Annotated in this window: 15 protein-coding genes and 2 tRNA genes; 14 read left to right on the top strand and 3 right to left on the bottom strand. The window is 60.7% G+C overall.

Translation table 11 applies throughout. The features are described 5' to 3' along the window. Positions 1–163 precede the first annotated feature (163 nt). The 5 genes from DXD24_RS08545 to DXD24_RS08565 all read left to right on the top strand — a co-directional run bounded on the left by DXD24_RS08545 (position 164) and on the right by DXD24_RS08565 (position 5,059). Positions 164–1,015, top strand: a complete 852-nt coding sequence (locus DXD24_RS08545; protein ID WP_117564206.1) for a MurR/RpiR family transcriptional regulator — start codon at positions 164–166, stop codon at positions 1,013–1,015. A gap of 10 nt (positions 1,016–1,025) precedes the next feature. Then, the gene (gene murQ / locus DXD24_RS08550; RefSeq protein WP_117564207.1) at positions 1,026–1,949 is read left to right on the top strand and encodes an N-acetylmuramic acid 6-phosphate etherase; all 924 of its coding nucleotides are present in this window, start codon (positions 1,026–1,028) and stop codon (positions 1,947–1,949) included. Positions 1,950–2,006: 57 nt separating this feature from the next. Further along, the gene (locus tag DXD24_RS08555; RefSeq protein WP_117634809.1) at positions 2,007–3,437 is read left to right on the top strand and encodes a PTS transporter subunit EIIC; all 1,431 of its coding nucleotides are present in this window, start codon (positions 2,007–2,009) and stop codon (positions 3,435–3,437) included. A gap of 117 nt (positions 3,438–3,554) precedes the next feature. After that, positions 3,555–4,607 (top strand): MupG family TIM beta-alpha barrel fold protein, encoded by a 1,053-nt coding sequence (locus DXD24_RS08560; protein ID WP_117564209.1) that lies wholly within the window; start codon positions 3,555–3,557, stop codon positions 4,605–4,607. 92 nt (positions 4,608–4,699) lie between these two features. Then, complete coding sequence (locus DXD24_RS08565; protein ID WP_117564210.1) at positions 4,700–5,059, top strand: arsenate reductase family protein; 360 nt, start codon at positions 4,700–4,702, stop codon at positions 5,057–5,059. 134 nt (positions 5,060–5,193) lie between these two features. Here the strand turns inward: DXD24_RS08565 and DXD24_RS08570 are convergent, their stop codons facing one another. Next, positions 5,194–5,604: a hypothetical protein gene (locus DXD24_RS08570; RefSeq protein ID WP_117564211.1), complete on the bottom strand. Its 411-nt coding sequence runs from the start codon at positions 5,602–5,604 to the stop codon at positions 5,194–5,196. Positions 5,605–5,870: 266 nt separating this feature from the next. Between DXD24_RS08570 and DXD24_RS08575 the strand changes: the two genes are divergently transcribed. The 6 genes from DXD24_RS08575 (at position 5,871) to DXD24_RS08600 (ending at position 8,456) form a co-directional block, all read left to right on the top strand. Continuing rightward, positions 5,871–5,944: transfer RNA gene (locus DXD24_RS08575), tRNA-Gln, on the top strand. 17 nt (positions 5,945–5,961) lie between these two features. Beyond that, a tRNA-Glu gene (locus DXD24_RS08580) sits at positions 5,962–6,038 on the top strand. 97 nt (positions 6,039–6,135) lie between these two features. Next, positions 6,136–7,053: a hypothetical protein gene (locus DXD24_RS08585; protein ID WP_117564212.1), complete on the top strand. Its 918-nt coding sequence runs from the start codon at positions 6,136–6,138 to the stop codon at positions 7,051–7,053. Next, the gene (smpB, locus tag DXD24_RS08590; RefSeq protein ID WP_117564213.1) at positions 7,043–7,513 is read left to right on the top strand and encodes an SsrA-binding protein SmpB; all 471 of its coding nucleotides are present in this window, start codon (positions 7,043–7,045) and stop codon (positions 7,511–7,513) included. Before DXD24_RS08585 ends, smpB begins: the two co-directional genes overlap by 11 nt. 206 nt (positions 7,514–7,719) lie before the next feature. Next, positions 7,720–8,223: a flavin reductase family protein gene (locus DXD24_RS08595; RefSeq protein ID WP_055251877.1), complete on the top strand. Its 504-nt coding sequence runs from the start codon at positions 7,720–7,722 to the stop codon at positions 8,221–8,223. Positions 8,224–8,312: 89 nt separating this feature from the next. Beyond that, positions 8,313–8,456: a rubredoxin-like domain-containing protein gene (locus DXD24_RS08600; protein ID WP_055251878.1), complete on the top strand. Its 144-nt coding sequence runs from the start codon at positions 8,313–8,315 to the stop codon at positions 8,454–8,456. A 388-nt stretch (positions 8,457–8,844) separates the two neighbouring features. Here DXD24_RS08600 and DXD24_RS08605 read toward each other — a convergent pair whose 3' ends face one another. Both DXD24_RS08605 and gpmA read right to left on the bottom strand, forming a co-directional pair. Beyond that, positions 8,845–10,101 carry an Nramp family divalent metal transporter gene (locus DXD24_RS08605; protein ID WP_117564214.1) on the bottom strand — a complete coding sequence of 419 codons (1,257 nt, stop codon included), beginning with the start codon at positions 10,099–10,101 and terminating at the stop codon, positions 8,845–8,847. A 75-nt stretch (positions 10,102–10,176) separates the two neighbouring features. After that, positions 10,177–10,923: a 2,3-diphosphoglycerate-dependent phosphoglycerate mutase gene (gene gpmA / locus DXD24_RS08610; protein WP_199407896.1), complete on the bottom strand. Its 747-nt coding sequence runs from the start codon at positions 10,921–10,923 to the stop codon at positions 10,177–10,179. A 566-nt stretch (positions 10,924–11,489) separates the two neighbouring features. On the opposite strand from gpmA, the gene gltB reads away from it, so the two are divergent. The 3 genes from gltB (at position 11,490) to DXD24_RS08625 (ending at position 18,803) form a co-directional block, all read left to right on the top strand. After that, positions 11,490–16,184, top strand: coding sequence for a glutamate synthase large subunit (gene gltB, locus DXD24_RS08615; protein ID WP_117564216.1), 4,695 nt, complete (start codon positions 11,490–11,492; stop codon positions 16,182–16,184). Between the two features lie 5 nt (positions 16,185–16,189). Next, a complete protein-coding gene (locus tag DXD24_RS08620) occupies positions 16,190–17,671 on the top strand; it encodes a glutamate synthase subunit beta (protein ID WP_117646546.1) in 1,482 nt (493 codons plus the stop codon). A gap of 424 nt (positions 17,672–18,095) precedes the next feature. Next, a complete protein-coding gene (locus DXD24_RS08625; RefSeq protein ID WP_117564218.1) occupies positions 18,096–18,803 on the top strand; it encodes a hypothetical protein in 708 nt (235 codons plus the stop codon). Positions 18,804–18,871: the final 68 nt, after the last annotated feature.

An 18,871-nucleotide genomic window follows, 5' to 3' on the forward strand; every position in this document is an offset into this window, starting at 1 on the left:
TATTTTGTGTCGCGCGTATTTCCGAGCGGTCGGATTTGAGGGGCGAGCGGTAGAACGCTCGCCCTTTGTGCGCCACGATGCGGCACAATGTACCGTAAAAGCTGTTTGTATCCGGTACGAATCATTCGTTGGTCTTTAATTCTTCTCAACGGAGGTGTTTGAGATGGCAAACGGATTGCTTTTGCGGCTTCGCGAGCGTGAGCTCAGCGCGAGCCCGGCGGAACGCAATGTCATCGCATATGTGAGCGATCATCCGCACGAGGTGGTCGGGCTGTCCGTCCGCGGTCTTGCCGATGCCACGTTCTCCTCGCCCTCGAGCATTTTGCGCTTTTGCAAGCGTTTGGGTTTTGCGGGCTACAAGGAGTTCCAGCGCGAACTGATTGCCGAGCTGGCGCTCTTAGGTGACAAGAAAGACGTAGCCCTCGAGGACATCTCCATGGATGACAGCGTCGAACGTATCGTGGGGAAGGTGATGAAAAGCAACGTGCGCACGATCGAAGCGACGGCGCGAACGCTCGATTACACCGTCTTGGAGCGATGCGCGGCCTATCTTAAGCGGGCACGCGCAGTCAATCTGTTCGGTATCGGTGCCTCTCGTTTGGTCGCGCACGATCTGGCGCAAAAGCTCATGCGTGTCGACAAAGAGTGCCATCTGTACGACGACTGGCATGATCAGCTCTTGTGTGCCAAGAACATGCATGAGGGCGATATGGCAATCGCCTTTAGCTACTCGGGCTTGACGCAAGAGGTGCTGGACTGCACCGCCGAGGCCCAACGTCACAACTGTCCCGTTGTGGCCGTGACCAAAGTAGATGGATCATCCAAGCTTGCCACCATGGCCGATGCCGTGCTCGGCGTCGCTGCGAGTGAGCCCTTGGTCCGCAGCGGTGCCATGGCTTCGCGTATGGCCCAGCTTATGGTTGTCGATGCCCTGTACGCTGCTTACGTTGCCAGCGACTACGAACGGGCGACGCATGTCATTAAGCAAAACTACATCGAGAAACAGGAAAGATGAGGTGAATGAAATGCTCGATTTAACAAAATTCACGACCGAAAAGCGTAATCAAAGGTCTATGGACCTCGATACGATGACATCGCTGCAAATCGTTACGACGATGAACGATGAGGATCTTCGTGCCGTCCAGTCGGTCACAAAAGTGCTGCCCCAGGTTGCCACAGCAATCGACTGGGCTGCTGAGGCACTCGAGCGCGGCGGGCGCGTCTTTTACATGGGCGCAGGCACCAGCGGTCGTCTGGGCGTACTCGACGCTTCGGAGTGTCCGCCCACGTTTGGCGTGTCACCCGATCTGATTGTCGGGCTCATTGCCGGAGGCGAGACGGCGTTTATCAAGGCTGTCGAAGGTGCCGAAGACAGCGAGGAGCTTGGCGCGAGCGACCTGCGGGAGCGTGGACTCTCGGACAAGGATCTTGTCGTTGGCCTGGCGGCAAGCGGTCGTACTCCCTATGTGGTGGGCGGCCTTGTGTACGCCAAGGCAACTGGGTGCAAGACCATTGCAATTGCCTGCAACCAAGGGTCGAAGATCGGGGAGAGCGCAGATCTTGCCATTGAACCCGTGCCCGGTCCCGAGGTGCTGACCGGCTCAACGAGGCTCAAGGCGGGAACGGTTCAAAAGCTCATTCTCAACATGATTTCGACCGGTGCCATGGTCAAGATCGGCAAGGTATACCAAAACCTGATGGTCGATGTGCAGCAGACGAACGAGAAGTTGGTGGTGCGCGGCCAGAACATCGTGATGGAGGCGACCGGCTGCACGCGCGAGCGCGCTATTCAGGCGCTTGCAGATGCCGGCGGCCACGTAAAAACCGCTATTGTCTCGGTACTGCTGGGCTGCGATGCCGAGCAGGCTGCGGTAGCTCTTGAGCGAGCGAGAGGCCATGTCCGTGCTGCGGTGAGTGGCCATGAGAAGAGCAATGCCGATGCCCAATAGGTGCGCGGCGTGAGCTGATATGACATCCAGACGAGATACCCAATACAAGGAGGAGTTATGACGAACAAAGAGCTGGCTCAAAAGCTGCTGGACCTTTTGGGCGGTAAAGACAACGTGTTGGCAAACGCGGCGTGCATGACGCGCCTGCGCGTGACCGTCAAAGACACGGGCAGCGTCGACACGGAGGGTATTAAGGCACTCGACGGCGTGATGGGCTTGGTCGAGGACGACACGATGCAGATCGTGCTGGGGCCGGGCAAGGTGAATAAGGTGCTCGAGGAGTTCTCCAAGCTCACCGGCCTTGCGAAAGGCGTTGCCGACGAGAGCGTGGTTGACGCTGCGGCCACAAACAAGGCCGCGCAGAAGGCAAAGTACGAGTCCAAGCCGGTTCAGGCCTTCCTCAAGAAGATTTCCAATGTCTTCGTCGCCCTGCTTCCCGGCATCATTGCGGCTGGCCTCATCAACGGTATCTGCAACGTCATTAACGTCTCGACGGCAGGCGCGCTTGCAGGCGAGTGGTGGTACCAGGGCATTCGTTCCATGGGCTGGGCCCTGTTTGCCTATCTGCCCATCTTGGTGGGCTATAACGCGGCACGTGAGTTTGGCGGCTCCGCTGCGCTGGGCGGCATCGCCGGCATGATGTGTATCGCCAACAGTGCCATGCCCCTGCTTGCGCCTGGCGCGGCTGATCCTGCCACTGCCATTCTGCTGCCGCTCACCAATGCGCAGTACAACCCCGCAGCGGGCGGCATGATCGCGGCTCTTATCGCTGGCGCATTTTTTGCCTGGATGGAGCGTCAGATTCGCAAGGTTATGCCCAACGCACTCGACACGTTTTTGTCCCCGCTGCTGGTGCTCATCATCGGCGCCTTTGCTCTGATGCTCGTCATCCAGCCGGTTGGCGCATGGCTGACGACTGCCATCTTTAGCGTTTTGACCTTTATTTTCGAGAAGCTGGGCGTCCTGGGCGGCTATATCCTGTCGGCAGGCTTCTTGCCGCTGGTTTCCGTCGGCCTGCATCAGGCGCTCACGCCGATCCACGCTATGCTCAACGATCCCGACGGCGCTACCAAGGGCATCAATTACCTGCTCCCCATCCTTATGATGGCTGGCGGCGGCCAGGTCGGTGCCGGTCTGGCGCTGTACTTTAAGACCAAGAACGCCAAGCTCAAGAAGTACGTCGCAGAGTCCATTCCCGTTGGAATCCTGGGTGTGGGCGAGCCTCTGATGTATGCTGTTACGCTGCCGCTCGTTCGTCCGTTTGTGACGGCCTGCCTGGGTGCCGGATTTGGCGGCGCGCTCGCGGCGCTGCTTCACATCGGCACGGTTTCTCAGGGCGTTTCCGGTCTGTTTGGCCTGCTGATCGTCGTTCCTGGCCAGCAGCTCGGTTACGTTGCCGCTATGCTGCTTGCCTATGCCGCCGGCTTTGTCCTGACGTGGTTCTTTGGCGTCGACGAGCAGAAGATCAACGAGTTCTTTGGCGAGTAGTTTGATATCGCGAGCCGTGTTGCTTAGGGCTCGCGGCGCGCGGCAGATTTCTTGATGCTATGGTTGTGCCGGCGGGGCTAACTGCTCCGCCGGCCTTTTTTAAAGGAGTGTTGAAGCGTGAAAACGGGTATTTCGATTTATCTTTCCAGCCCTCTGCAGGATATTGAGCGGACGATTGAACACGGTGCCGCGGCGGGTGCGCGCTATGCGTTCACCTCGCTGCATATTCCCGAGGATGGGGGAGCGGCGTATGCCGATAAGGTCCGTCATGTGCTGTCGCTGCTTTCCGCCCGCGGCATTGCGCTCATTGCCGATGTGGGGCCGCGCACGTGCGATTTGCTCGGGCTTGAGCGCATCGAGGACCTGCGCGATCTGGGGTTGGAATACCTTCGTTTGGACTATGGCTTTAGCGCCCGGCGGGTCGCGGAGCTGTCCGGTGTATTTCGCATTGTGGTCAATGCATCGACGGTGAGTTCTGATGAAATCACATCGTGGCGTGAGGCCGGTGCCGATGTGACTCGTTTTGCCGCCTGCCACAATTTTTACCCCAAGCCTTATACCGGTTTAGCTCTGGAGGACATTGCTCGGGTGAATCTTCGTCTTGCGGCGCTTGGATTCGAAATCATGGCTTTTGTGCCGGGTGATGCTAACGTTCGCGGGCCGGTATTCGAGGGACTGCCGACGGTCGAGGCGCAGCGCGGTCGCGCGTCAAAGGTTGCTCTCAATATGCTTGAGCTTGCACATGGCGCCGATTGCGACATTGTGTTGGTCGGCGACCCCGATCTTTCCGATGCGGGCTGGACGCAGTTTGCTCATGTTTCCACCGGATACGTGGACCTGCAATGCGAGCTTGAGCCCGGTTATGCCTATGTACGTGGGCAGATTCATCACGACCGACCCGATTCGAGCACCCTCATCTTTAGGTCTCAGGAGTCGCGTACGACGCTTAAGCCGGATTCCGTGCCGATGGATGCCGGTGCCGGCCTGTCACGAAAGACGGGGTCGATCGCTGTGAGCAATAGCGGCTATGGGCGCTACGAAGGCGAGCTTGAGATTGCGCGGGTCGATCTTCCCGGTGACGAGCGCATGAACGTTGCGGGTCATATCACGCCCGAGGCAATGGAGCTGCTGCCGTTCATCAAACGCGGATTCGGGGTACGGTTCGTTTAGCGTGTGACCCGTGGGCTACAATTGGCCCATCATGCGAAGGCGCCTCGTGTGGCGTGTGTCTGCGTTGACCGATCTATATTCGGAGGATTTCCATGACCGTACTGTTTGTTGAATATCCCAAGTGCTCGACCTGTAAGAAGGCCAAGGCATGGCTGGACGAACACGGGGTAGAGTATATCGACCGCGATATCGTTTTGGACAATCCCACGGCTGATGAGCTTGCGACCTGGATTGCTCGTTCGGGACTGCCGGTGCGGCGCTTCTTTAATTCGTCGGGCATGAAATATCGAGAGCTGGGCCTGAAGGCGCGTCTAGATGCGGGCATGACGGATCGGGAGTGCTACGAGCTGCTGGCGACCGACGGCATGCTGGTCAAGCGTCCGCTGTTGGTGGGCGACGACTTTGCGATTCCCGGCTTTAGGGAATCGGCTTGGGTCGAGGCGTTGCTGTAGCGGCTGCGGAAAGTGCGACCCGTTTTGAGCTTCGATTACGGGATACGGTTTCCGGTTGAGGGCTCGATGGGAAAGTGGGGACCGGTTTGAGCTTGAAATCTGGGACGCACTTTCCGCCGGCAGGCTTGCCCCAGTCAGTCCTCCAACTGCGCCCATTCGTGCGGATCGTAGACCTTTACGTGCTTGTTGGGCTTGCCGCTCCAGTACTCCTCGTCCATAAAGGGCAGATATGCCTGAACGCCGGGGCAGATAAAGGGGATCCGCTGCTGTTGCAGTCGCTCGCGCTGGCGCTGCTCCAGGTGCGCCTCGGATATGACGGTCGGCATACCGGACAGCTCGACGAGGCTTGCCTGGATTCGCTTAAGGTCGGGGAGTCCCGCGTGCCATGACATCCGCATGATCAAAAAGGATGCACGGCGGTATTTTGCCTGCATCACCGTGATGGCGGGGCGCAGAGTGGGATGGATTTTGTCCCGTTCGGGCCAAAGGTCAGCAGTGATCTCGAGGCCCAGGGTCTCCCATAGGTAATCAAGCTCTTCGTCCATGGCGCCTCGATATCTACGTGATCATTGATACTTCGATTGTGTTGCCTGGTGCTATCGTTTTCGCGGTAGAATCTGCCAACGGTTGACGGCTACCGCTCGCGGCGTTTTGCCCTTCGTGTGCAGCGGTCGACTTCACAGGTCCTTCACGTGTTGGCCGTATTTGACTGAATTTCAAAAAAGTCAAAATTGGGGCTTGCGTCACGGCCGGACTTCCCGTATATTTCTTTCTTGCGCAAAGGCACAGCCGAGCGCAGCGATGCAGTCATTGGGATGTCGTCTAATGGCAGGACAGCGGATTCTGGTTCCGTCAATGGGGGTTCGACTCCCTCCATCCCAGCCATTGCATTTGCTACATATGGCCCGTTCGTCTAGCGGTTTAGGACGCCGCCCTCTCAAGGCGGAGATCACCAGTTCGAATCTGGTACGGGCTACCAAAATTGAACGCCCGGGCCTCGTAAGAGACCCGGGTTTTGTGTATTGACCGATATTTAAGGCGCGCGTTGAGTCTGCCGCCCGGACCGAGGAGTTGTCATGGACCTGCCTATCAGCTTGGAAGACATCACGTATGCCGAGAACTATCTGGCGCAGGGCGACCTGGCTACGGCGACGCCGCTGCTGGAGCGTCTGGTGGAGCTTGCCGAGGAGTATATCGACGCTGAATGCAAGACGGAGGAGAAGCGCCAGTACTTTAGCTTCGACAGCAAGTTTGAGCGCCTGGCCTATCGCCGCGTGGAGAAGGATCCGCGCGAGCTGGTGCAGGTCGAGGTTCCCTTTGACCGCCTGTACTCCGACATGGCGTTTGCCTACATTCGCCAGCAGGATTATGTGAGTGCTCGGAATGCCCTGATGCAGGCCGTGCGTTGGGATCCCATGAACTGCAACTATCGCTTGGACTTGGCCGAGCTGTTCCGCGCGCTCGAGGACAAGCAGGAGTGGGCATCGCTCTCGTTCTCGGTGCTGGAGCGCGCGAGCGACGGTAAGTGCGCCGCACGTGCCTACACCAACTTGGGTCAGTACTTCTTGGAGCCCGAGACCGAGAACATTTCGGCAGCCGTGGGCTGCGCGCGTCTGGCGCTGCGCCTGGCGCCCAATGATGCGCATACGACGCGCCTGCTCAACAAGATCCATACCACCTATCCGGATGCCGCGGACGAGAGTGACGACCATGTGATGGGTGAGCTCGCCCTGCAGGGCGTGCCGACCTCGCCTTCGGCCGAGATCGCCATCTGCCTGATCATGTGCGCGACCGATGCTGCAAGCGACGGCGACAAGCAGGAGGCTACGCGTCTGACGGTCCGTGCCCGCGACCTGGTGGGCGAGGAGGCATGCGCGGCGATTATCAAGCTGGTGCGCGAGAGCGATGCCGAGCTTAATGCCGAGCGCAGGGCAAAGCGCGAGGCTGCGGGTTCAAACGCCGATGGCGCCAAGGAGGCCGGCGATGCTCAGTAAGCGCGAGCGCAAGCTCATTTCCAAGAATCGCTCGGCACATCACGAGTACTTTATCGATGAGACGTTTGAGTGCGGTATTGAGCTGAGCGGTACCGAGGTCAAGTCGATTCGCGAGCGCGCGTGCCAGATTACCGATACCTTCGCACTGATTCGTGGTGGGGAGTGCTGGCTCGTCGGCCTGCATATCCACCCTTATAGCCATGGTGGCGTGTGGAATCGCGATCCCGACCGTCGGCGCCGTCTGCTGCTGCACCGCAAGGAGATCGACTTTCTTGACGGCAAACTTCGCAACCGCGGCTATGCGCTGGTGCCGCTGGAGCTCTACTTTAATACCGACGGCCGCGTAAAGCTGCTGCTGGGCCTAGGCCGCGGCAAGAAGCTTTACGACAAGCGCGAGGATATGGCCAAGCGCGATGTCCAGCGCGAGATCGACCGCGCCCTCAAGGAGCGCAATCGCTAGGCGTTCTGTATAAGTTGCGGTGGAATACGGACTGTTTTGCCTGTTTGAGGGGCTATTCAGTCCTTATTTCACCGCAACTGCGGGCGTCTCATCTTTCTTACTGTTCTGACACATATGTTTCAAAGGCAGCGTCCGCTATGGGCGCTGCCTTTTTTGTGGGTACATACATCCATGAGGTTCCAACCCGAGCTAGGGGAGTGATCGTTATGGACAAAACTGCGTTCTTTACCATGCCGAGCGGCCTGTACGTGGTGAGCGCCGCGGCAGACGGGCTGCGCGCCGGCTGCGTCATCAACACAGCGGTGCAGGTGACGTCCATGCCGCCGCGCATTTCGGTTGCCGTGAACAAGGACAACGTCACCTCGGGCGTCATCGCTTCGGCCAAAGCGTTCGCGCTGACCGTGATCGATCAGACCGCCGATATGCTCTACATCGGTAACTTTGGGTTCCGCACTAGCAGCGATTATGACAAGTTTGCCAAATACGAGACCCGCGAGACGGCTCTGGGCATGCCCTATGTGCCCGAGCACGCGGCGGCCCTGTTTAGCTGCCATTTGATCGACACTGTGGATGTTGGCACGCATCTACTGTTTATCGGCGAGGTCGAGGATGCCGAGCGCTTGAGTGACGAGACGCCGCTCACCTACGATTACTACCATAAGGTCCTGAAGGGCAAGACGCCTCCGAAGGCGTCCTCGTATCAAGGCTAGAAATGTTTTAAAAATACTTGCATTATATTATTGAGAATCTATACTGATAAATGAAGTACATCACCAGTCGCGTTTGAGAGGAGAACATCATGGCTGAGGAGAAGAAGACGTATAAGTTCGTGTGCGTCGTTTGCGGTTACGAGGTTGAGGTCGATACGCCCGAGCTGCCCGAGGATTATGTGTGCCCGGTGTGCGGCGTCGGTCCCGATCAGTTTGAGCTCGTCGAGGAGTAGCTCGTCGGCACGCGGCTCACGGCAACACATAGCTCTGTCCAAGGGCCCCGGTCGAATTCTCGGCCGGGGCCCTTTTCCTCCGCCCCTAAGGGATCACGGTTGCTGTTGGCCGATCCTGTCTGTTGTGAGTCCGGCCGACCTTTTGTCTTAATCTGTAACGTCTAACGGTGGAAATTGGGCCCACTTGTTACATATCGAGACAAACCAAAACCGTCCGGAAGAAGATCTCAATCTGTAACATCTAACGGTGGAAATTGGGTCCACTTGTTACAGATTGAGATAAACGGAGCTGTCCCTCGGAATGATCTCGATCTGTAACATCTAGACATCAAAAGCGGGTCTAGATGTTACAGATCGAGACGTTTGCCTGGGTAGGTGCCCCGTCTCATTACATCCCCGTTAGCAACACGACATCGAGAATCGTCACGATGGCACCAATCCCTACGAGCAGCGCGTTGAGCGGGCGCGAATTGGCGTATTTGCCCATAACGCGGGGTGAACTGGTGAGCCGTATGAGCACAAAGACCGTAATCGGTAGCTGAAGCGACAGCAGTGCCTGACTCCAGATGAGACCTTCAAAAGGATTTGGGACGACCAGGCACGCCGTCACTGCGCCGACGAAACAGGCCGCCACCCCGATCGAGGAATGTCGGTCGTGGATATCGTATTCCTCGTCGAACATGCCCGCAGTGATGGTCCCCGCCGCCATGCCCGCTGTCACGCTGCTCGATAGTCCCGCGAACAGCAGCGCTACCGCAAAGATGGTCGAGCTCGCCGGGCCCAGAATGGGGGAGAGCGTGGCCGCTGCGACGGCGAGGTCGTCTACGACCATGCCGTGCGCAAAGAAGGTCGTTGCGGCCAGGATGACCATGGCCGAGTTGATTGCCCAGCCCACGCCCATCGAAAAGAGCGTGTCGAAGAGCTCGTAGCGCAGACGCTCTTCGATAACCTGCTCGCCTTGGCCTTCGAAGTGCATGGATTGGATGACCTCGGAGTGCAGAAAAAGGTTGTGTGGCATAACGACCGCACCCAGGACACTCACGATAATCGCGGCAGAGCCAGTGGGCATACTGGGCGTGATCCAGCTTGCGGCGGCTTGCGGCCAGTCGACCTTGACTAGTGCAAGCTCGGCCAAAAACGAGAGTCCTACCACGCCTACGAAGGCGATGATCCAGCGTTCGGCGCGCTTGTAAGAGCTCGTCATGAGCATCGCCATCGATACTGCCGCCACGATGACGCAGCCCGCGCGCACGGGCAGCCCAAAGAGCATTTGAAGGGCAATCGCGCCACCCAGGACTTCGGCCATGGCGGTGGCGACAGTCGCGAGATAGGCACTGGCGAGTACCGTGCGTCCAACGAAGCGGGGGAGGTAACGTGTCGTGGCCTCGGCAAGGCAGGCGCCCGTGGCGATACCCAGGTGCGCCGCGTTGTGCTGCAGCACAATGAGCATAATCGTGGACAGCGTGACGATCCACAGCAGCGCGTAGCCAAACTGCGAGCCCGCGGCCATATTGGAGGCCCAGTTGCCCGGGTCGATAAAGCCGACGGTCACGAGCAGCCCGGGGCCGATATGCCGCGCAATGTCTAGGCCTCCGTGACCGCCGGTGCGCCGGGAACCAAAGTGTTGTTTGAGATGGTTGAGCATGGTGCGCTCCTGTGTATGGGCGGCGTGACGTCGCATCTGGGCCGTGCGGCGCCACGCGTCGGTTTTGGGTTGGGGCTACTTGTGTGCTTTGCCCTGATTGGCCACGGCGTCGATCTTGGCGGCGATGGTCGCCGGGTCGCCGATGTAGCGCTTGTCGAGGACGTTGAAATCGGTGTCGAAGGTGTAGACGAGCGGCACGCCGGTGGGGATGTTGACCTTGAGGATCTCCTCGGGCGTGAGGTGCTCGAGCTTCATGACGAGTGAGCGCAGGGAGTTGCCGTGTGCGGCGATGAGTACGCGCTTGCCGGCGAGCATCTGGGGGCGAATCTCGTCTTCGAAATAAGGCCAGGCGCGGGAGATCGTGTCCTTGAGGCACTCGGTATAGGGCAGCTGATCGGGCGCGACATCACGGTATTGCTCCTGGGTGTGGGGATCGCGCGCGTCGTCCGGCTCGAGCGCCGGCGGGCAGACATCGAAGGAGCGGCGCCAGATGAGCACCTGCTCGTCGCCGTGCTCCGCCGCGGCATTGGCCTTGTTGAGACCCTGCAACGCTCCGTAGTGGCGCTCGTTGAGCTTCCAGGATTTGATGACGGGCAACCACTCGCGATCCATTTGGCCGAGCACGATGTCGAGGGTGTGAATTGCGCGCTTGAGACGCGAGGTGTAGCAGACGTCAAAGTCGAAACCGGCTTCTTTGAGGGCTCGACCGCCTGCTGCGGCTTCTTCGCGGCCCGTGTCGGTGAGTTCTACGTCGGTCCAGCCGGTGAACAGGTTGAGTTTGTTCCACTCGGATTCTCCGTGACGGATAAGGACAAGTTGCATCGTCTGCTGGTCTGCTTGGTGCGCCATAGGGGCCTCCTTGATCTGGCACGGTGTGCGTGCCGTTTGCTTGACGCCGCAAAGGATACCCGTTTTAAGCTTAAAAGTTAAGCAAGACTAACAAAATTGTTGTATTTGAATGGGATGGTGAAAGGGGGCTGCCGAAATGTCTCGATCTGTAACAACGAGGGATGGAAATTGGGCCTAGGTGTTACAGATCGAGACAGGAAGAAATGGTCCTATGGAATGTCTCGATCTGTAACAGTTTGCCGCCAAAACCGGCCCTTTGTGTTACAGATCGAGACATTCGGAACTGTCTCTCGAAAACATCTCAATCTGTAACAGTTAGTCGTCGTAATTGGGCCTTCCTGTTACAGATTGAGATGTTTGAAGTGGTGAGCTAACAGGCCGAACTTGGGGCCTATGTTGTCGCCCTTGAGGTCGGCGGTGTCCGCTCGTAGGGCGTGCGTTACGCGATTGTTTCGAAACGGGTGGGAAACACAACGGGCCGGCGATGCTCCTAGTATGCCTATTCAACTGACTGTCTAAATAACTAGGGGAGGATCGCGATGCAGGCAGATTCCGCTCAGCAGCAGGGCCTTTATCGCCCCGAATTCGACCATGATGCATGTGGCATCGGCGCGCTTGCCGATATCAACGGTGAGCGCCATCACCAGATTCTGGACGATGCGCTGTCCATTCTGGTCAACTTGGAGCACCGCGGCGGCACGGGACTCGAGAAGAATACCGGCGATGGCGCTGGCATCCTGTTCCAGGTTCCGCATCACTTTTTCCGTAAAGAGGCTCAAAAGTGCGGTCAGATTCTGCCGGCAGAGGGCGACTATGGCGTGGCCATGCTGTTCTTCCCGCAGGACGACAAGGGCGTAGAGGATGCCCGCCGCGTGTTTGAGGAGGGCTGTGCCGAGGCCGGCGTGCCGCTGCTCTTTTGGCGCGAGGTGCCCGTCGACCCGCACGACCTGGGCGAGACGGCCCGCGCCTGCATGCCCACTATCCTGCAGGCCTTCCTGGGCCGTCCGGACGACACGCCCGCCGGCGATGCCTTTGAGCGTCGCCTGTACGTGTGCCGCCGCACCATCGAAAAGAAGGCCGATGCCGAGTTTGCCCTGCGAGACAAGATCTTCTACGTGTGCTCCATGAGCTCGCGCACCATCGTGTACAAGGGCATGCTGGTCGCCACACAGATGCGCCGCTTCTTCATCGACCTCAACGACGCCGCCGTCAAAACGGCCGTGGCGCTCGTCCACTCGCGCTACTCCACCAACACCACGCCCAGCTGGGAGCGTGCGCACCCCAACCGCTTTATCATCCATAACGGCGAGATCAACACCCTCAAGGGCAACGTCAACTGGATTCGCGCCCGCGAACCCAACCTGTACAGCCCCGTGCTGCAGCACGATCTTGAGCGCGTGATGCCCATCATCAACCGCGAGGGTTCCGACTCCGCGATTCTGGACAACGTGCTCGAATTCTTGGTCATGAACGGTCGCCCGCTCACGCGTGCCGCGTCCATGTTGCTGCCCGAGCCGTGGGACCACAACGATAGCCTGAGTGAGGAGCGCCGCGCCTACGACGCTTACCAGTCCATGCTCATGGAGCCCTGGGACGGCCCGGCGGCCATCGCCTTTACCGACGGCCGTACCCTGGGTGCCGCCCTCGACCGCAACGGCTTGCGCCCCGCCCGCTACTACGTGACGCGCGATGGCCGCTTTATGCTGGCAAGCGAGGTGGGCACCATCGAGGTGAGCCCCGAGAACATCCTGACGAGCGGCTGCCTGGGACCGGGCCAGATGCTCGAGGTCGATTTTGCCCGCGGCCGCGTGATCTACAACGACGAGCTGCGCGCCCGCTATGCCAAGGAGAAGCCCTACCGCGACTGGATTGCCGAGGAGACACTGACCGTCGACGCGCTCGATGAGCCCTCCGCGCCCGCCGAGGATGCCGAGGTGCCCGCCGCCGTGCGCATGGCCAAGCTCGGCTATCACTGGGATGATGTCGACGAGGTCGTGCGCCCTATGGCCCAGCAGGGCAAGGCCCCGCTCGCCTCGATGGGCATCGATGCGCCGCTGGCCTGCCTGTCCAAAAAGACGCGCTCGTTCTACGACTATTTCTATCAGCTGTTCGCTCAGGTCACAAACCCGCCGATCGACGCCCTGCGCGAGCACATGGTGACTTCGACCACGCTCTACCTGGGCAACCACGGTAACCTGCTCGAGGACTCCCGTACGGCCTGCCAGCTGGTTCGCTTGGAGCGACCGCTGCTGAGCAAGGAGGAGTTTGACCGCATTTGCGCCATCGACCGCGTGGGCTTTAAGACCCGCCGTTTTCGTGCCGTGTACCGCCGCAATGCCGGCGAGGGTGCGCTGCAGGCTGCGCTCAAGCAGCTTGCAGAGGACGTTGAGGCTGCGGTGCGCGATGGCGTGAACATCGTGGTGCTGAGCGATCGCGCCGCTGCGGGCGAGGTCCCCGTGCCGTCGCTGCTCGCCGTGGGTTGCGTGCACAACCATCTGATCCGTGCCGGCGTGCGCACCTTTGCCGATATCGTGGTGGAGTGCGGCGACGCCGTGTCCCCGCACGACTTTGCGGCGCTGGTGGGCTACTCCGCGAGCGGCATCTATCCGTATAACGCGCATGCGTGCATCCGCGATCTGGCGGCACACGGCGACCTGGACGTGACGGCCGAGCAGGGCATCGCCAACTACAACAAGGCTGCGACCGCCGGCATCGTCTCCATCATGTCCAAGATGGGCATCTCCACGGTACAGAGCTACCATTCGGCGCAGATCTTCGAGGCCGTGGGCTTTACGCCGGAGTTCGTCAACGCGTACTTCGCCGGCACGGTGAGCCGTGTGGGCGGTATGGGTGTCGAGGACGTTGAGCGCGAGCAAAACGAGCGCTACGACGCCGCGCTCGCTATCCTTAAGAGCCCGGCTCCCGATCAGCTGCCCACGCTGGGTCTGACCAAGTGGCGCCCGCTCGGCGGCGAGGATCACCTCATCGATCCGCAGACTGTCTACTTGCTGCAGACCGCCTGCCGTGAGGACAGCTACGACACCTTTAAGGAGTACAGCGCCCGCCTGCACCGCACCGGCCGTGCCGTGCGCCTGCGCGACTTGCTCGACTTTAATGCCAGCGGCCGCACGCCGGTTTCGCTCGACGAGGTGGAGCCCGCGCTCAACATCGTCCGCCGCTTTAACACCGGCGCCATGTCGTATGGCTCCATCAGCAAAGAGGCGCATGAGTGCATGGCCATCGCCATGAACCGCCTGCATGGACGCTCCAACTCGGGCGAGGGTGGTGAGGATCCGCGTCGCGAGACCCCGCTGGCCAACGGTGATTCCAAGAACTCCGCCATCAAGCAGGTAGCAAGTGCGCGCTTTGGCGTGACGAGTCGCTACCTGTGCAGTGCCTTCGAGATTCAGATCAAGATGGCCCAGGGCGCCAAACCCGGCGAGGGCGGACACCTCCCCGGCAAGAAGGTCTACCCCTGGATCGCCGAGGTCCGCCAGTCCACGCCCGGCATCGGCCTGATCTCGCCTCCGCCGCATCACGATATTTACTCTATCGAGGACCTGGCAGAGCTGATCTTCGATCTTAAGAACGCCAACCCCGGCGCACGCGTGTCGGTCAAGCTGGTCAGCGAGGCCGGCGTCGGCACCATCGCCACCGGCGTTGCCAAGGGCGCTGCCGACAAGATCTTGATCAGCGGCCACAATGGCGGCTCGGGTGCCGCTGAGCGCGACTCCATTTGGCATGCGGGACTGCCGCTGGAGCTTGGCCTCGCCGAGGCCCAGCAGACGCTGCTGCAAAACGGGCTGCGCTCACGCGTGGTGATCGAGGCCGACGGCAAGCTTATGGACGGCACCGATGTTGCCGTCGCCTGCTTGCTGGGCGCCGAGGAGTTTGGCTTTGCGACCATGCCGCTCATCTCCATGGGTTGCCTCATGCAGCGCGACTGCCAGCAGGACACCTGCCCGGCCGGCATCGCTACGCAAAACTGCCGCCTGCGTCGCGGCTTCCGCGGCAAGCCCGAGCACGTCGAGCACTTTATGCTCTTTGTTGCCGAGCAGCTGCGCGAGGTCATGGCGAGCCTGGGCTTCCGCACCGTCGACGAGATGGTCGGCCACCCCGAGTGCTTGCGCCAGATCGAGGTCCCGGGCAACCGCAAGGCCAACCTGCTCGATCTGTCGCCCGTGCTGGCAAGCGCGACCTGCGAGTTCGGTGCCCATATCCCGGGTGCCGACGGTCGCCACTTCCTGCCGCAGATGGCTGCCGACAGCGAGCTCGACAAGACGCTCGACTCCACGTTGTTCGTGCCCTATACGGCCGATGCCCGTGCGCACCTGCGTCCGATTCGCTTCCATGCCGACATCGCCAACGTCAACCGTTGCGTGGGCACCATCCTGGGTAACGCGGTGACCAAGGCACATCCCGAGGGCCTGCCCGCCGGCTCCATCACCATCGATTGCGATGGATCGGCCGGTCAGAGCTTTGGCGCCTTCCTGCCGCGCGGCATTACGCTCAACGTGTGCGGCGACGCCAACGACTACTTTGGCAAGGGCCTTTCGGGCGGCGAGGTGTCGGTGCGCCCCAACCCGCATGCGACCTATAAGTTCGACGAAAACATCATCGTGGGCAACGTTGCGTTCTTTGGCGCCACGAGCGGCCGTGGCTTCATCAACGGCCTGGCCGGCCAGCGCTTTGGCGTACGCAACTCCGGTGCCACCGTGGTGGTCGAGGGTTGCGGCAACCACGGTTGCGAGTACATGACGGGTGGCCTGGCGCTCATCCTGGGCGAGGTCGGGCAGAACTTCGCTGCCGGCATGACGGGTGGCGTGGCTTATGTCTTTGACCAGTACGGCACGCTCGATGCCCGCGTGAACCACGAGAGCGTTGAGCTCAAGGCCCCGACTGCCGGCGAGCTGGCGCAGATTCGCGAGCTCATCCAGGAGCACGTGGACGCGACGCAGAGCCCGCGCGGCATCAAGCTGCTCTACAGCTTTGAGACGATGAGCAAGCACTTTGTGAAGGTCATTCCGACCGAGTACGAGCGTGTGCTGGCGATTGTCGCTGCGAGCGAGGCTGCCGGCAAGACACATGCGCAGGGCGAGGAGTTGGCGTTTGACATCGTGACCGGTCGCGCCGACGCTGCTGATGTTGCCCGCTTTGATGCTGCGGGCGGTGCTGCGGGTGCTGCGCCCGTGGCCGCTACCAGCTCTGTTGCTTCGACCAAGAAGGAGGCGTAAGTGCCATGGGTAAGCCCGGTGCTTTTCTTGATATCGATCGCGTGACCCACGAGCTGCGCCCTGTGGAGGAGCGCAGCCATGATTTTGATCCGCTGTACGTGGAGCTCGATGACGATGCACGTCGCGCCCAGGCGAGCCGCTGCATGATGTGCGGCGTGGCGTTTTGCCAGATGGGCGCGAGCTTTGGCAAGGCACGCCCGAGTGGCTGCCCGCTGCACAACCTGATTCCCGAGTGGAATGAGCTGGTGTACCGCGGCCGCTGGGACGAGGCTGCCGAGCGCCTGTCGCTCACATCGCCCATGCCCGAGTTTACGAGCCGTGTGTGCCCGGCGCTGTGCGAGGCCGCGTGCAACCTGGGTTCGGTCGACGGCCAGCCCACGACGATCCATGACAACGAGCGTGCAATCAGCGACCATGAGTGGGCAAATGGCGGTCCGCGTCGCTTTGAGCCGGCAGGGGAGGGCGCACCCGCGGTTGCCGTGGTGGGCTCCGGTCCTGCTGGTCTGGTGGCGGCATGGGAGCTTGCACGTCGTGGCGCCCGCGTGACGGTGTTTGAGCGCGACGACCGCCCGGGCGGTCTGCTCATGTACGGCATTCCCAACATGAAGCTCGAGAAGTCCGTGGTCGAGCGTCGCGTGGCGTTCATGCGTGAGCTGGGCATTGTGTTCGAGCTGGGTGCTGACGTGAGCGATCCCAAGGTTACCGCCAGGCTCGACGACTTTGACGCCGTCGTGGTGGCTGCTGGTGCCCGTGCCCCGCGCGGGCTTTCGGCTGCGAACATTGACGCTCCGGGCGTGGTGTACGCGGTGGACTACCTGACGGCTTCGACCGTCTCGGTGCTCGATGGTAGCGAGCCCGCGGTGAACGCGCGCGGCCTGGATGTCGTGGTCATTGGCGGTGGCGATACTGGAAACGACTGCGTGGGTACCGCCGTGCGTCAGGGCGCGCGCAGCGTGCGCCAGTTTGAGTTCTTGCCGGCTGCGCCCGATAAGCGCGCGGCGAGCAACCCCTGGCCGCAGTGGCCCAACGTGAAGAAGACCGACTACGGCCAGCAGGAGGCTATCGCTGCGATGGGTGGTGAGATGCGTGCCTGGGGCGTGGATACGCTCGAGGTGCTGCTGGACAAGAAGGGTGCGGCCGCGGGCCTGCGCGTGGTCGATCTGGACTGGTCGGCGGGAAAGCCCGAGCGCATCGCGGGCTCCGAGCACGAGGCGCCGGCGCAGCTGGTGCTCATCGCCTGCGGCTTTACGGGTCCCGAGCATGGCGTGTTCGATGCGGTGAGCGTGCCTGTTGCCACCGCCGGTCGTCCGCTGCCGGTGATGGCTGCTGAGGGCTCGCATCTCGCGGCTCGCGCGGAGGGTGTCGCCGCGGATGCCGCGCCGGTGTATGTGGCGGGTGATGCCCGCAACGGCAGCTCGCTCGTGGTGAACGCCATGGCCGACGCCCTGGCCTGCGCTGCCGAAGTCGCCGACGCGCTGGAGCTGTAAAGTAGTCACGGAGATATTCAACAATCGAATCGGCAAGGGCTGTCCCTAACTGCCGGCACAAAAGGAACGTCCCTAAGTGCCGACAGTTAGGGACGTTCCTTTTCTGTCGGCATTCGGGGACACTCCTTGCGGATTTGCGAGCAGTTTGCTCGTTTGTCGACGTACGGGCGTTCATTTGTCGACTTCTTGGGCTGTGGTCACCTGTTGTTTCTGTGGTGGCTGCGGGCATCTGGCTCAAAAGGGCGGGTTGGCCGTCGATGTTTACCTGCGGTTTTGTTGCGGCGCGCATTTTCGGTCAAGCTTTTCGTCAAGTGTTTGGTCAGCATCTGGTTTGCAGCCGGAGGCCTATTTTGCCCGCGCTGGTCGTGGCTGCCCACCCTCCTCGTAAGCTCAAATTGAGGTCCATCAGTTTGAGGAGGATGCCATGACTGACCACGCTTTTGACCGAGCAGAGCTGGCTGAAGCCGTCGGCAACGATATTGCCGACATGGCTCACTTTTGGATGCTGCGGAAGTTTCAATTCCTGGAGCCGGCGCGCGAACAGTTCGAGATCATTGTCGACCCGTGGCTCAGCTATTGCACCGAGCCTTCGCAAAACGAAATCATGGCCTACAACATGGCGTTTACCGATTGGCTGCTGTTTGAGCGCCCCTATCGCCATGGCAAAACGCTGCTCGAGCTATATGTTGACGAGCCGCCGGCATCGCTTTCGCCTGCCTCGCTCAAGCGGCTCGAGCAGGTACGCGACACGCAGTATTTCTCGCGCTTTGGCATTTTGGACAAGGATCCTGCGTCCGGCATGGTCGTGCTGAAGGACACGCGCACCGATCATCGCTTTGATGTCTACGATCCGCATATCGTGCAGAAGGAGCACTGGAGTGACGGCGCGATTGCGGTGCGCCTCGCCTGCGTCGATGATGTCTGGCTTACGGCGGGACAGCTCTACCTGTATGACATCGCGCGGCTGAGCGATACGGCGGTCGATGGGCCGGGTGCGGTGCATCCGGAGGACCTGCAGGACGGCTTTGACACCTCGTGCATCTGCTTCTTCTTGCGTCTGGTCCGCGACATCATGGGCGCCCAGGGGCGGTACGTAAAGTCGCTCAACATCTACGAGCAGGAGTGGGAGTAGGGGATGGGTAGTTGTCGCCTGCCTTGCCTTTTGCCTTTTTGTCTCGATCTGTAACGTTTGGGGGCAAA

The sequence above is a fragment of the Collinsella sp. TF12-2AT genome (assembly GCF_003436735.1).
Classification (GTDB): domain Bacteria; phylum Actinomycetota; class Coriobacteriia; order Coriobacteriales; family Coriobacteriaceae; genus Collinsella.